The organism is Luteimonas sp. Soil_N_1, from assembly GCF_057656255.1.
Window position 1 is genome coordinate 1,928,606 of the sequence record NZ_JBDGKS010000001.1, and the last position, 13,536, is coordinate 1,942,141.

General features: G+C 68.2%; 10 protein-coding genes. 5 read left to right on the plus strand and 5 right to left on the minus strand.

Annotated elements, in window-relative coordinates:
* The first annotated feature begins 76 nt into the window (after positions 1–76).
* The 3 genes from AC3A4E_RS08920 to AC3A4E_RS08930 all read left to right on the plus strand — a co-directional run bounded on the left by AC3A4E_RS08920 (position 77) and on the right by AC3A4E_RS08930 (position 2,552).
* Positions 77–388: a hypothetical protein gene (locus AC3A4E_RS08920; protein WP_487631131.1), complete on the plus strand. Its 312-nt coding sequence runs from the start codon at positions 77–79 to the stop codon at positions 386–388.
* A 389-nt stretch (positions 389–777) separates the two neighbouring features.
* Positions 778–1,080 carry a metalloregulator ArsR/SmtB family transcription factor gene (locus AC3A4E_RS08925; protein ID WP_487631132.1) on the plus strand — a complete coding sequence of 101 codons (303 nt, stop codon included), beginning with the start codon at positions 778–780 and terminating at the stop codon, positions 1,078–1,080.
* 5 nt (positions 1,081–1,085) lie between these two features.
* Entirely contained in the window at positions 1,086–2,552 is a 1,467-nt protein-coding gene (locus AC3A4E_RS08930; protein ID WP_487632044.1) for a DUF2867 domain-containing protein, read from the plus strand.
* Positions 2,553–2,592: 40 nt separating this feature from the next.
* Here the strand turns inward: AC3A4E_RS08930 and AC3A4E_RS08935 are convergent, their stop codons facing one another.
* The 4 genes from AC3A4E_RS08935 to AC3A4E_RS08950 are packed head-to-tail and all read right to left on the minus strand — an operon-like array spanning position 2,593 to position 6,537.
* Positions 2,593–4,371 (minus strand): ABC transporter transmembrane domain-containing protein, encoded by a 1,779-nt coding sequence (locus AC3A4E_RS08935; RefSeq protein ID WP_487631133.1) that lies wholly within the window; start codon positions 4,369–4,371, stop codon positions 2,593–2,595.
* On the minus strand, positions 4,371–4,961 hold the full coding sequence (locus tag AC3A4E_RS08940; RefSeq protein WP_487631134.1) for an IMPACT family protein: 591 nt from the start codon (positions 4,959–4,961) through the stop codon (positions 4,371–4,373). The genes AC3A4E_RS08935 and AC3A4E_RS08940 overlap by 1 nt, the downstream gene beginning before the upstream one ends.
* The gene (locus AC3A4E_RS08945) at positions 4,961–5,974 is read right to left on the minus strand and encodes a hypothetical protein (protein ID WP_487631135.1); all 1,014 of its coding nucleotides are present in this window, start codon (positions 5,972–5,974) and stop codon (positions 4,961–4,963) included. The genes AC3A4E_RS08940 and AC3A4E_RS08945 overlap by 1 nt, the downstream gene beginning before the upstream one ends.
* The gene (locus AC3A4E_RS08950) at positions 5,971–6,537 is read right to left on the minus strand and encodes an RNA polymerase sigma factor (protein ID WP_487631136.1); all 567 of its coding nucleotides are present in this window, start codon (positions 6,535–6,537) and stop codon (positions 5,971–5,973) included. The genes AC3A4E_RS08945 and AC3A4E_RS08950 overlap by 4 nt, the downstream gene beginning before the upstream one ends.
* 181 nt (positions 6,538–6,718) lie before the next feature.
* Here AC3A4E_RS08950 and AC3A4E_RS08955 point away from each other — a divergent pair, with 181 nt between their 5' ends.
* Together AC3A4E_RS08955 and AC3A4E_RS08960 are read left to right on the plus strand one after the other, a co-directional pair.
* Positions 6,719–9,553, plus strand: coding sequence for an EAL domain-containing protein (locus tag AC3A4E_RS08955; RefSeq protein ID WP_487631137.1), 2,835 nt, complete (start codon positions 6,719–6,721; stop codon positions 9,551–9,553).
* Positions 9,554–9,613: 60 nt separating this feature from the next.
* The gene (locus AC3A4E_RS08960; RefSeq protein WP_487631138.1) at positions 9,614–10,549 is read left to right on the plus strand and encodes a M14 family metallopeptidase; all 936 of its coding nucleotides are present in this window, start codon (positions 9,614–9,616) and stop codon (positions 10,547–10,549) included.
* 76 nt (positions 10,550–10,625) lie between these two features.
* Here AC3A4E_RS08960 and AC3A4E_RS08965 read toward each other — a convergent pair whose 3' ends face one another.
* Complete coding sequence (locus AC3A4E_RS08965) at positions 10,626–13,421, minus strand: TonB-dependent receptor (protein WP_487631139.1); 2,796 nt, start codon at positions 13,419–13,421, stop codon at positions 10,626–10,628.
* Between the last annotated feature and the right edge of the window lie 115 nt (positions 13,422–13,536).

Sequence of the window (13,536 nt, forward strand, 5' to 3'; positions counted from 1 at the left end):
TGCTTGGCCTTGGCCTTGGCTTCCAGCTCTTGATCTGAAATCGAGCCGTAAAGAGAGCCGAGCACCGGAGCCTGACGTGGCCGAAGAGCAGCCCATGTCTGAGCGCAGCGAGTTTGGGCTGCGTGCCGCGTCAGGCGAGGAGCGGAGGGGACCGATGCGGCTTCATCGCATCGGCTCGCGTCCGGCGAAGGGACCTTTTGGTTCCTTTTGGGTCCATCCAAAAGGGACTCGCACGCGCAGCGGGCGAAAGCCCTGCACTTGCTCGAGCTTCTTTGCGCGTCGCTTTGTGACTTTGATGTTCGAAGCAAAAGAATCAATCGCAGAAGCGGAGATCAAGGACAGGGCTTCCGCGCTGTCGCGCGGCTTACTTTTGTCTTGGCAAAAGTAAGCAAAACCGTCTTCGCCGGACGCGAGCCGCCGCGATACAGCCGCGGCGGTCCCCTGCGCTTCTCGGACGACGGGGCACGCAGCCCAAACTCGCTGCGCTCAGACATGGGCTGCTCTTCGACCCCGCCGCCCTGCGATGCTCGGCTCGCTTTACGGCTCAATTCAGATCAAACGCGTAAGCCAAGACCAGAGCCGAAGCCGAAGCCGAAGCCAACGCTCCAGTGCGGAGATCGAAGCCGAAAAGACAGCGATAAGCGAGTCGAAGCTCGACAATCTCAAACGGCAAGGCACAGCCGGACTGCGCAGCTGCGCGCCGCTCGAATCGGAACGACTTGACGCCACAGTTGTAACGGCGTAATTAATTAGGTAATTAGTTAACTGGATGCCGCCATGGAACGGGTCTTCGAAGCCCTCGCATCGACGCCGCGTCGCCAGATCCTGGCGTACCTCAATGCCGGCGAACTGACGGCGGGTGAGATCGGTGCGCGTTTCGAGTTCAGCAAGCCGGCACTGTCCGGGCACCTGCGGGTGCTGGAAGAGGCCGGTCTGATCGAGCGCGACAAGCGCGGCCAGTTCGTGTTCTTCCGGCTGGTGCCGGACCGGCTTGCGAACACGATTTTTGCGTGGGCGGCGGAGGTGTGTCCGGTGGGGCGTCCGCTCAAGCGGGAGCGTCGCAAGGTGGGTGCGGGTTGAATACGGTGAGCGGCGATGCGATGCGGGCGGGGTCGACTGCGCGCGCGGGCTTCACCGCAATCCGTGCGTCGTCGACGTTTCCGTCGGTGCGTCTGCCGTCGCACTGCGGTGGACTGCCGGTCGAAGTCACGCTGATCGCGCAGTTCGCGCCGGGGCAGGGGGATGTCGCAATCGGCGATGCCTTGCGTCGGCAGCAGGCCCATCCGGCTTTCGTCGATGCGTTGGACGAGCCGTCCACGCGGCTCGGTGCGATGGACCTCGCGCGTGGCGACCCCTCGTCGCTGTACACCTTCGGCGTCGGCGCGAACGGGCACCCGTTCCATCGCCACGCCGGCAACCGCATGTTCACCGCGGTGTCCGGCAGCGCCGGTGCGCATTTGCGGTTCTCGACCGCGTCGCAGGCGCAGCTCGATGCCGATCCGCGCGCGTTTCTCGATGCATTGCATGTGGTCGAAGTGCCACCGGATTGCATGTTCTCGGTACGCTTCGGCGGCGGCACCTGGCACCAGTTCATCGCCGCGCGTCCGGGCGGTCCGCATCCCACCTTGTTCGCGCTGTCCTGCCATCCCGATGAGACCGCCGGCGGTCTCGATGCCACGACACAGGCACGCGTGCTCGGCAATACGGCAGACATTCCCGCGCTGACCGAAGTGCTGCCGCCCGGCGTGCAGGCGCTGCTCGACGCGGCATGGCGCAACCCGGCATCGATCGCGACCACGGCGCTGTCGTTGCATGCACCGCCGGCGTCGATCGCCGCGCGCTTCTGTGCCGGGGTGCGCGGCGCGATGGGGCGTCTGCGGGCGGGCGTCGCGCAGCGCCGCGCCGCTGCGGGCTTCCGCGCGGACAATGGCGGCGGGCGCGATGTCGTCGCGAGTGACGTGGACGCGGATTCGCTGCTGCAATCGCAACTGCCGGGCCGTATCGCACACGAGGACCAGGTCGCGCTGCGGCTCGATGCGGCGCAGATCCACAACGCGATACCCGCACGCGTCATGGATCATCTGCTGGCCGGCTTCGTCGAGAATCCGCCCGATGGCGTGTCGCGATTGATGGCGCTGCGCAATGTGCTGGTGCGGCCCGCGGGCCTGCGCACCTCGCCACTCGGATGTCCTGCATCCTCGCTGCTGTCACCCGATGCGCCGCTGAAGTTCGCCGGCCGTCATCCGGTGGTGTCCGAGCGCCGCAGTGACGACGGGCGCCGCGTCGAAGTCATCCTCGGCGCCGACGACAGACATCTGATGTTCCGCACCTGCGTCGGCGTGCGCATCGAGGCCGATGGCGCGGTCGTCTGCACGATGGCGACGCGCGTGCGCACGCGCAATCCGTTCGGGCGTTTCTACATGGCCGCGATCAGCGGCGTGCATCGCCGCTACATCGCGCCGGCGATGTTGCGGCATGCAGCGGATCACGCGGTGCGATCACTACGCGGCGTGGACGCCGTCGACGCGGCACTGCTTATGCGGAACGGGTAGCGCGAAGCGAGGCCCGTCGAAGGGCGACTCGCGCGCAACCTCAGTCGATGAACTGCAACCGCGCCAGCTCCGCGTAGAGCCCGCCCTGCGCGAGCAGATCCGCATGCGTGCCTTGGGCGACGATGCGACCGCGGTCCATGACCACGATACGGTCGGCCTTGAGGATGGTCGCCAGCCGATGCGCGATGACCAGCGTCGTGCGGCCTTCCATCAGCCGCGCCAGCGCTTCCTGCACCGCGAACTCGCTCTGCGCATCGAGCGCGGACGTCGCTTCGTCGAGCAGCAGCACCGGCGCGTCGCGCAACAGGGCGCGGGCGATCGCGACGCGCTGTTGCTGGCCGCCGGACAGACGCGCGCCGCGCTCGCCGAGCTGGGCGTCATAACCGTCGGGCAGTTCGCGGATGAAGGCATCGGCCTCGGCTGCGCGCGCCGCCGCTTCGATGTCGGCATCGCTGGCATCGAGGCGGCCGTAGCGGATGTTCTCGCGCGCGCTCGTGGCGAAGATCGTCGGCGACTGCGGCACCAGCGCGAGATGGTCGCGCAGCGCGGCAGGATCGAGGCCGCGGATGTCGACACCGTCGATCGAGACCGCACCCTCGGCCGGATCATGGAAGCGCAGCAGCAGCGACAACACGGTGCTCTTGCCGGCGCCTGACGGCCCGACCAGCGCGACGGTTTCGCCGGGCGCGACATGCAGGCTGAAATGCTCCAGCGCTGGCGTGTCCGGGCGCGACGGGTAATTGAAGCGCACGTCGTCGAAGCGCAGCTCGCCGCGGACCGGTGCCGGCAATGTGACCGGTGCATCGGGTGCGCGGATGCCGGGATGCTCGACCAGCAGTTCGCCGATCCGGCCCATGCCGCCGGCAGCGCGTTGCAGCTCGTTCCAGACCTCCGCCAGCGCGCCGACCGAGCCTGCGCCGAACAGCGCGTAGAGCACGAACTGGCCCAGCGTGCCGGCGGTCATGCGACCTTCGATGACGTCGTGCGCGCCCGACCACAACACGACGACGACGGCGCCGAAGATCAGCGTAATCGCGACCGCGGTGATGATCGACTGCAGACCGATGCGCCGGCGCGCGGTGGCGACCGATTGTGCGACCGCATCGCCAAAGCGTCCGCGCTCCCAGGGCTCGCGCGCATGCGCCTGCACTGTGCCGATCGCGGTCAGCGTCTCGTTGGCGAGCGCATTGGCATCGGCCACGCGGTCCTGGCTCTGGCGCGAGATCTTCGCCAGCTTGCGGCCGCCCAGCACCAGCGGCAGCACGAACAGCGGAATGCCGATCAGGGTGAACGCCGCGAGCCGCGGGCTGGTGACGACCAGCATCGCGACACTGCCGATCACCATCACCGTACTGCGCAACGCGACCGACATCGTCGAGCCGACGACCGCGCGCAGCAGTTCGGTGTCCGCGCTCAGGCGCGAGACCAGATCGCCGCTGCGGGTCTGCTCGAAGAAGGTCTGGTCGAGATCGAGCAGATGGCCGTAGAGCCGGTTGCGCAGATCGGCGACGACACGCTCGCCGAGCAGCGAGACGAAGAAGAACCGCGCCGCGGTGAACACCGCCAGCGCGATCGCGACGAGCAGCAGCAGCGCGAACGCGCGGTCGATCTGGTCGCCACCGGTGAAGCCGTGGTCGATCATCTGCTTGACCGCCAGCGGCAGGCTCAGCGTCGCCGCCGACGACAGCGCGAGCGCGACCATCCAGGCCGTGAACAGACCGCGCTGGCGCATCACGAACGGCCACAGGGTCTTGAGCACGCTGATGCGTGCCTTGGGTTCGCCGGCGTCAGGCGTCGTGCGGGGGGATTGGAATGCCATCAGCCATTGTCGTCGATGCGGACCCGATCACGGGTGGCATCGCGCAGACGGCTTTTCAAGTCGTCGACGCGGTCGGCCGGCAGGTCCAGCACCACGGACACGCCGTGGGTGTCGAAGGTTTCTTCGCGTTTGACTGCGAGTGCGCCCGGCAGTGCGGCGTGCACGCTGCCGATCGCATCGAACGGCGCATGCAGCCGCAGCGTCGCCATCTCGACCAGCGCGACCCGCGGCGCGGTGCGCAGACATTCGGCTGCGCAGCCGCCATAGGCGCGGACGAGGCCGCCGGCGCCGAGCTTGATGCCGCCGTACCAGCGCACGACGACGACCGCGATGCGATCGAAGCCCAGGCCATCGATCGCGGCGAGGATCGGTCGACCGGCAGTACCGGCCGGCTCACCATCGTCGCTGGAGCGGTACTGGTCACCGATGCGCCAGGCCCAGCAGTTGTGGGTGGCATCGGCCACGTGCACCTGCTGCATGAAAGCGGCCGCGCCGTCGGCATCGTCGACCGGCGCCGCGTGCGCGATGAAGCGGCTGTGCTTGACCTCGAGCGTGTGATCGACCGGTCCGGCCAGGGTATCGAGCGGCATCAGTCCAGTAACGCGCGCAGGTCCGGCGGCAGTTCGGCCTGCGGATGCCGACGGTGGAACTCGGCCAGGCTGGCCTTGGCCTCGCCGATGCGGCCGGCATCGAGCAGTTCGCGCACGCGCGCCAGCCATGCGGCGCGCACTTCGGGTGCATCGGCCGACGCGGGCGGATCACCGTCGTCGGGACCGTCGTCGATCGAGTCGAGCATCAGCGCCTGCGACTCCGCGCGTGCCTGGCGTGCTGCGGCAGGCGCGGGCGCTGCCGGCGCCGCGCGACGCGCCGCTGACTCAGCGGGCGCCTGCATCGGTGCGGGGGCGGGCGGCGAGGGTGGGGCCGGTGGCGGTGCGCGTACAGGCGCGGGTGCTGGAGGTGCGGGCACCGCTTGGGCGGCGGCGGGGATCGCAGGCGGAGGCGGCGGTGCAGCGGCCGGATGCATCTCCGCGCCGAACGCGGTCGGTCGCTCGACCGGTGCCTGCACGTCTGCAGCTGAAGCCGAAGACGCGTTGTCCGCGGACTCGGCGGCCACCGTCTCCTTGCGTGTCGATGCAGCAGCCGGCGTTGCGTCTGCGGCCGGAGCCGCAGGCGCCGGTGCGTCGGTGACGGCTTGCGCGGGCGGCGGCGCAGGTTCGGCGAGCGGCGGTGCCGGGACCTCGCGGGACCGCATCACTTCAGGCGCTGACGCGATGTCTGCCGCGGGTGCATCCGCGGGCATCTCGGACGCAGCACGCATCCCGGTGTCAGGCACTGGACGCAACTGCCACGCGATGCCGACCGCCAGTGCCAGCGATGCGGCGATGCCGGCGGCGAATGGCCAGCGACGGCGACGCGCGGCCACCCGTCGATGCGCGACGGCGGGCTGCGCTTGCACGGGCGGTGCACCTGCGGCCTCGCGCGCGGCGCCGAGAATCGCCGCGTCCAGCGCAGCCGACGGCGACGCAGCACTGCCGTCGCGTGCCAGGCGGTCGGCCAGCATGCGTTCTTCGGGCGTCAGTGATTCGTGGTCGGGTCGGTTCATGGGTTCAGCAGCGTGCGCAGTTTGTCCATCGCGTAGCGGAGTCGCGACTTCACGGTTTCGCGGCCGACGCCGGTGATCTCGCCGATTTCCTCCAGCGTCAGCTCCTGTTCCAGCCGCAGCAGCACCACTTCGCGCTGCTCCTCGGGCAAGGACTCCAGCGCGAGCTGCAGCTGGCGACGCTGCTCGAACTCGGAGCGCTGCCGCTCGGGCGAATCGGGATCGACGATCCGAGCGGTGCGCAGGTCCGCATCCTCGGGCGGTGGCGGCCGATGTTGCGCGGCGCGCCAGTGATCGGCGAGGCGATTGTGGGCGATGCGGTAGAGCCAGGTCGTGAACATCGCGTCCGGCTTCCAGTCGTCGCGCGCGGCGATCACGCGCTGCCAGATGTCCTGGAACACCTCGTCTGCCAGCGCACCGTTGCGCAGCTGGCGGACGAGAAACCGGTAGAGCTTGTCGCGATGCCGGCGATAGAGCGTCTCGAAGGCCGCCACGTCACCCGCGACCCATGCCTGCATGAGGGCATCGTCGCCGGGTGGCTCCTGCTGGCTGGCGACTTCGGACATGGCGTCCAGCGTACGTGCTGGCGCCACGAGCGTGAAGCCTGCAGAGGCGGTGTCGTGGAACTGGCGGGCACACGCGGGCATGTATCCGGCAAACGGACAGGCGCCCGGAACGGGGTTGCACCCGGAGACCGGCGGGGATTTGGGTATGCTGCCGGCCACCCGAAACCCGCCGTGAGACACCGTGTCCGATTCCCGAGCCCGACCAGGGACGCAGCGCACGCATGCGGGCGCGGATGCGACTGCGGTCGAGATCCTGGCGACAGCGCCGCCCGGGTGTTCGGTGGGCATCGCCTGGCACTGCCCACGCCTGGGCGCAGGCGTGGCCGGGCAGGGCGCACAGGCCGCGATGCTCCAGGACCGTGTGGCAGCGGCGATCGAACGCGATCTCATCCCGGCGGACGTGTACTGCGCCCGGGTCGAAGGACGCCGCGTGGTGGTGGCGACCGACGCCGCACACGACGGGCACGCTGCCTGGGTGCGTCTGGCCGCCGACAGCCAGGCCCGCGCGCTCGCACGCCTGGCGACCGAGGCACGCGTGGACACCCTGCGGCGTTCGGAACGTCTGCAGCAGGCGCTGTACGGCATTGCCGACCTGGCAGGTTCGGCGCTCGAGATGCAGGAGATGCTGGTCCACATCCATGCGCTCGTCGGCGGGCTGATGACGGCCGAGAATTTCTACATCGTGCTGTACGACGATCTCAAGGAAACGCTGCGCTTCCTTTATTTCGTCGACGCGCTCGATCCATGGGTCGCCAATCCCGACCAGGAACTGCACGTCAGCGACATGCCCAACAGCCTCACCATCGCGCTGCTGCGCGAGGGCCAGCCGATGCTGGGGCCGTCGGCACAGTTGCGGCGCGTCCATGGTGTGGACGACCGCGACCTGCTGCACGGGCCCGACAGTGCCGACTGGCTGGGCGTGCCGCTGCGGCGCGACGGTCGCATCTGCGGCGCGATCGTCGTGCAGAGCTACGACCGGCCCGACCGCTACAGCCAGCAGGATCGCGTGCTGCTGGAATTCGTGGCCCAGCACATCCTGACCGCGCTGGACCGCAAGCGCGCGCACGCCGAACTCGAACACCGCGTGGACGCACGCACGCTGGAACTGCAGGCGGCCAATCTCGGGCTCCAGGCCCAGATCGCCGAACGCGAACGCGCCGAACGGCTGCAGCGCGCCCTGTTCCGGATCAGCGAACTGTCGGTGACCGCCGGCAGCCTGGAGCGCTTCTATGCGGACCTGCACGCGATCATCGGCGAGCTGCTGTACGCCCGGAACTTCTACATCGCGATGCTCAGCCAGGACGGCCAGCGTCTCGAGTTTCCGTATTCGGTCGACGAACGGGATGTCGCGCGGCGTCCGCGCGAGCGGGCCAACGGTCTCACCGAATACGTCATCGACAGTGGCGAGCCGCTGCTTGCGCGGCGCGAAAGCATCGTGCTGCTGGAGGCCAGCGGCGAACTGCGCAGTCGCGGCAGCCAGGCGCAGTGCTGGCTCGGGGTGCCGTTGACCCGCGACGGCCAGCCGGTCGGCGTGATCGCGGTACAGAGCTATGACCCGGATGTGGCGTTCGCGCACAGCGACCAGGCGCTGCTGACCTTCGTCGCGCATCACATCGACAGTGCGCTGGAGCGCAAACGCGCGCAGGACGCTTCGAAGGCCGCGCACGTCGAACTGGAGTTCCGGGTCGAAGCGAGGACCCGCGAGCTGGAGGAAGCCAACCGGGAACTGCGCGCACAGATCGGCGAACGCGTCCGCGCGCAGCAGCGGCTGGTCCATCAGGCCCGGCACGATCCACTGACCGGCCTGCCGAACCGGCTGCTGCTGCTCGAACACCTCGATGCCGCCCTGCGCCCCGAGGTCTACCGGCCCTTCGCGCTGCTGTTCATGGACCTGGACCGGTTCAAGCTGGTGAATGACAGCGTCGGCCACGCGGCCGGCGATGCGATGCTGGTCGAAGCCGGTCAGCGGGTGTCTTCGCTGCTCGGCGCGCGGGATCTTGTGGCGCGTCTGGGCGGCGACGAGTTCGCGGTGGTGCTGGACGGCGTGGACGATGCGGCCGTCGCCGACACGATGGCGGCCTCGCTGCTGGCGACGCTGGGGCGACCGATGTGGGTGGCCGGGCGCGAGTTGTATCCCTCGGCGAGCATCGGCATCGCGATGTCGCAGGCAGGCGTCGACAGCGACGGCCTGCTGCGTGATGCGGATGCGGCGATGTACCGCGCCAAGGCCTGCGGGCGCGATCGCAGCGAGCGGTTCGACGAAGCGATGCGCGCCGAGGCGATGCGCCTGCTGGATCTCGAAGCCGACCTGCGGCGGGCGATCCTCCAGGATGCGTTCGAACCCTATTTCCAGCCGATCGTGCGGATGTCCGACGGCGCCGTGGTCGGACATGAGGCATTGCTGCGCTGGCGCCACGAGGTGCACGGCATCCTGTCGCCCGCCGAGTTCATCGGGCTCGGTGAAGACAGCGGCCTGATCGAACAGGTCGACTGGCTGATGTACCGCCGGGTCATCGGCGCGATGGCGGACGACGCGCGGCCGGGATACGTGTCGATCAACGTCTCTCCGCGACATTTCCGCTCCGACGATTTCGTCGAACGGCTGCTGCACTTGCTCGACCGCTCGGGCGTGGATCCCGCGCGCCTGCGCATCGAGATCACCGAGGTCGCGCTGCTCGACGATGCGCCGCGTGCGTTGCGCATGCTCGACACCCTGCGTGCACGCGGGGTGTTCGCGCTGCTCGACGATTTCGGCACCGGTTTCTCGGCCCTGTCGTACCTGCACAGGTTTCCGATCCACGCGCTGAAGATCGACCAGAGCTTCGTCGCCGGCCTGGGCAGCGACATGCACGCCGAGAGCCTTGCTCTGGTGCGCGCGATCCTCGCGCTGGCTGCCACGCTGGGCATCGACACCATTGCCGAAGGCGTGGAAACACAGGCGCAGCGCGAGATGCTCGACACACTGGGGTGCCAGTACGGGCAGGGCTTTCTGTTCGGACGGCCGGCGCCGGGCTGAACGGGCCGGTACGGAGGCGATGCTAGAGTGCCGCGGTTTTCCGCAACGCGAGTCTCCGTCATGCAGCAATCCATCGCCTATCCGATCGGCACACCGGGCCAGCCCTGGGGCGACGCCGAACGTGCCGCCTGGCGGGCCCGCCAGGTACGTCAGCGCAGTCATGCCGACGACGTGGTCGCACGCGTCGATGCGTTGCGCGACCGGTTCGATGTCGAGACCTACGGCATGCTCGATTACAGCCGGCTCGAGGCCGACGGCCGCACGTACCCGCTGCTGGCGATCCGCAGCCGCGACTGGCAGCCGGATCTGCCGGTGGCGGTCGTCACCGGCGGTGTCCACGGCTACGAGACCAGCGGCATCGAAGGGGCGCTCGAGTTCGTCGAGCGGTCCGCGGCGGATTACGCGGGGCGGGTCAATCTGCTGGTCGTGCCCTGTGTCAGTCCGTGGGGCTACGAGCATATCCAGCGCTGGAACATCGACGCGATCGACCCGAACCGCTCGTTCCGCGCCGGCAGCCCGGCGCAGGAGTCAGCAGCGCTGGTCGCGTTGCTCGCGCCGCTGCGGGGCGCGGTGCTGGTGCATGTGGACCTGCACGAGACCACCGACACTGACGAATCCGAGTTTCGTCCCGCACTCGCGGCGCGTGACGGTGTGCCGTTCGAGCCGGGTGGCATCCCCGACGGTTTCTATCTGGTCGACGACAGCGTGCGCCCGCAGCCCGCATTCCAGCAGGCGGTCATCGCCGCGGTGGAACGGGTCACCCACATAGCGCCAGCCGATGCCGACGGCGAGATGATCGGTTCGCCCGTCGTCGCGCACGGCGTGATCGAGTACCCAGTCGAAGAACTTGGCCTGTGCGCCGGCATCACCGGCGCGCAGTACGTGACCACGACCGAGGTCTATCCCGACAGCCCGCGTACGACGCCGACCGAATGCAATGCAGCACAGGTGGCGTCGATCGTCTCCGCGCTGGATTACGCGCTGGCGCATCGCTGACCGCGCTCGTTTCTCGGAGTGAAAGAAAAGGCCACCGCAAGCGGTGGCCTTTTCCATGTTGCGCGAGCAGCCGGACTCAGAAGTCCGCGCGCAGCCCGAGCGAGATGCGGCGGCCCGACAGTTCGTACATCGTCGGGAACGACGGATCCATGGTGTAGCCGGTCGTCGCCTCGTCGGTCATGTTGATGCCCTTGAGGCTCAGCTTGAGGTTGTCGGCCAGGCGCAGGCCGATCGACACGTCGAGCTGGCCGTAGCCGTCGCGGTAGATCGGATACATGTTGTAGCCGATTGACTCCACGTACTCGCTCTTGTGGTTGTAGGACACGCGGGCATCGAAGCGCGCGTTCTCGTAGTACGCGGTGAGGTTCCAGGTCTTCTCGGCCAGGCCGGGCATCGGCGTCTGGATGCCGAGATCCGACTCGCCGGCCAGCGAGCTGTCGAGCATCGTGTAGTTGGCGTTGATGCCGAAACCCTCGAGCGCCGGGTGCAGCATCGTCAGCGGCAGCTGCGCGATGAGCTCGATGCCGTCGACCTCGTAGGCGCCTGCGGCGTTGACCGGCTGGTAGACGTCGAAATCGAAGATGCCGTTGAGCGTGCCGTTGGCGTTGTAGACCGGCACATCCTCGACCACACCCGTCAGCGCATTGATCACCACGCCGTCGATCTTCTTGCGGAAATAGGACGCGGCGAGCAGGCCGCCGTTGTCGAGATACTGCTCCAGGCCCACTTCCCACTGGTCGGCATAGGTCGGCTTCAGTGCCGGGTTGCCGTCGGTGAAGCGGTAGGAACTCCAGCTCGCCGTGCGCTTGTAGGCGATGTCGGTCATCGCCGGGCGGATGAGCGTCTGCGACGCAGCGGCGCGTAGCAGCAGCCCGTCGCGCAGCTCGGCGGTGAGGTTGAGGCTGGGCAGCACGTCGCTGTAGTCGCCGTCCATCGACACGGGCGTGTCGGTATAGCCGGTGCTGCCGTCCGGATTCTGCACCGGGTGATAGCCGAACGAAGTCACCGAGGTGTCGACCCAGCGCACGCCGGCGTTGATGTCGACCGGCACGCGGCCCATATCGAACGCCACGTCCGCCATCGCGTACAGCGCCGTCGCCTGTTCGTCAACGCGGTAGTACTGGGCGTCGTCGAACGGGGTGGAGAAGCGTGCGTAGCGGAAGGTGTCGCGTGCGTAGTCGTTGCCGACCATCTGCCAGTCGAGATCGCGCGCGGTGTAGGCGCCGCCGGGCACGATGCTGCCGATCGGCTGCAACTGGCTGTCGGCCAGCGTGCGCGTGTTGACCCAGCTGTTGTTCCCGGCCGAGGGGCCACCGATCTTGGCTTCGCCGTACTGGCGTTCCTTGGACTTGTCGGTGTGGCGCGCACCGAAGCGGATGCTGCGCAGCGCCGGCAGGAACGCGAGGTCCAGCGTCTTGCCCACGTTGACCTGCGCAGCGTACTTGTCGTCGCTGATGTGCTCGAGCGTCGTCTCGTACGCTTCGAACAGGTAGCGCTCCGGCGAGTCGTACATGTCGAAGCCGTTCGACGACGCGCTTGGAATCGTCTCGCCGCCGCGATCGGTCCAACGCGTGCGCGAAGGCGCATAGGCCACGTGCTTGAGGTTGGCGTAGTCGAGTGTCTTTTTCGCGCCCGAGTAGCCGAGCAGGGCATCGACGGTCCAGGTGTCGCCGCGCCAGTCGAGCGCCGCGCTGTACTGGCGGAAGTCGGTTTCGTTGCGGCGTTCCTTGCTCAGGAACTCGTGCTGCGTGGCGGTGTAGGACACGTCGCGCAGCACCAGGATGCCGTGCTCGGCCAGTGTGGTGTCGTCGTAGGCGTGGATGGTTTCGAGGGTGCTGCGGCTCGATGCGGAGTACGCAGCGGCGTCGTACTCGTCTTCGGTCGAGTCGTAGCCGCCGACCAGCGCGTCGAAGGTGAGGCTGAAGTCATTGCTGGGCTTGAACTGCAGCGACGCGGTCGCGCCCCACTTGTCCTGTTCGTTGAGGAACACGCGGTCGCCGACCTTGTCCTGGAACACGATCAGGTTCGATTCGGCGGTGTTGGCGCGGTTGCCGATCTGGCGACCGGTATCACGCTCGATCACGGCTTCGGCCTGCGACCCGCGCACGCCGGACGCGCCGAGGAAGCGCGACATCGGACGGAAGTTGATGCCCGACGTGCCGTCGGTGCGGTTGGTGCGCTTCGCCTTGGAAAACGACACCAGCGCGCCCCAGTCGCCCCAGGTGTCGGACGCGAGGAAAGACACCTTCGGATCGGTCTCTTCGGAAATCGAGTTATGTGCGCCTTCGACCGAGCCGACCAGCTGGCGCGTGCTGTAGTCGAACGGGCGCGCGGTGGAGATCTTCACCGAGCCGGCGATGCCGCCTTCCTCGTCCGCCGCGGTCGGCGACTTCTGGACCGTGACCTGCTGGATGATCTCCGACGCGAAGATGTCGAATTCGACTTCGCGACCGCCGCTGCCCGAGGCCGTTGCGAGATCGTTGATCGACACGTGCGTGTAGTCCGACGGCAGGCCGCGCACGTTGACGCGCGAGCCCAGGCCCTTGTTGCGTTCGATGGTGACACCGGGCATGCGCTGCAGCGCCTCGGCGAGGTTCTGCTCGGGAAAATCGGCCACGTCGGTGGCGACGATCGAATCGGAGAAGCCCACGTTGTCGCGCTTCAGATCGACGGCCTGCTCGAGGCTGCGACTGTAGCTGCCGGTGACCGAGACGGCGTCCAATGCCTGGATGTCGTCGGCTGCCGGCGCATCCTGCGCGAGGGCGAGCGTCGGCATGGCGACCATGCCGCCGACGAGAAGGAAATGGATGCTGCGACTCAGACAGCGCGGGCGTGGCCCGGACGCGCGGCGCGCCGGGTGGTAGGACTTCATGCCAGGTGTTCCCCTTGGAGACGGATGGACGAGCGCGCCGTGCGCTTGCACGCGACGCGATGGGCCGACGTGCGACCGGGGCCGGAGGCTAACGACGATGTATTGAAGTTTTGTT

What these genes read in the sequence shown, in the direction of transcription:
- AC3A4E_RS08925 (WP_487631132.1), top strand. Translation starts at nt 778, where the DNA reads ATGGAACGGGTCTTCGAAGCCCTCGCATCGACGCCGCGTCGCCAGATC.
- AC3A4E_RS08935 (WP_487631133.1), bottom strand. Translation starts at nt 4,371, where the DNA reads ATGGCATTCCAATCCCCCCGCACGACGCCTGACGCCGGCGAACCCAAG.
- AC3A4E_RS08940 (WP_487631134.1), bottom strand. Translation starts at nt 4,961, where the DNA reads ATGCCGCTCGATACCCTGGCCGGACCGGTCGATCACACGCTCGAGGTC.
- AC3A4E_RS08945 (WP_487631135.1), bottom strand. Translation starts at nt 5,974, where the DNA reads ATGAACCGACCCGACCACGAATCACTGACGCCCGAAGAACGCATGCTG.
- AC3A4E_RS08950 (WP_487631136.1), bottom strand. Translation starts at nt 6,537, where the DNA reads ATGTCCGAAGTCGCCAGCCAGCAGGAGCCACCCGGCGACGATGCCCTC.
- AC3A4E_RS08960 (WP_487631138.1), top strand. Translation starts at nt 9,614, where the DNA reads ATGCAGCAATCCATCGCCTATCCGATCGGCACACCGGGCCAGCCCTGG.
- AC3A4E_RS08965 (WP_487631139.1), bottom strand. Translation starts at nt 13,421, where the DNA reads ATGAAGTCCTACCACCCGGCGCGCCGCGCGTCCGGGCCACGCCCGCGC.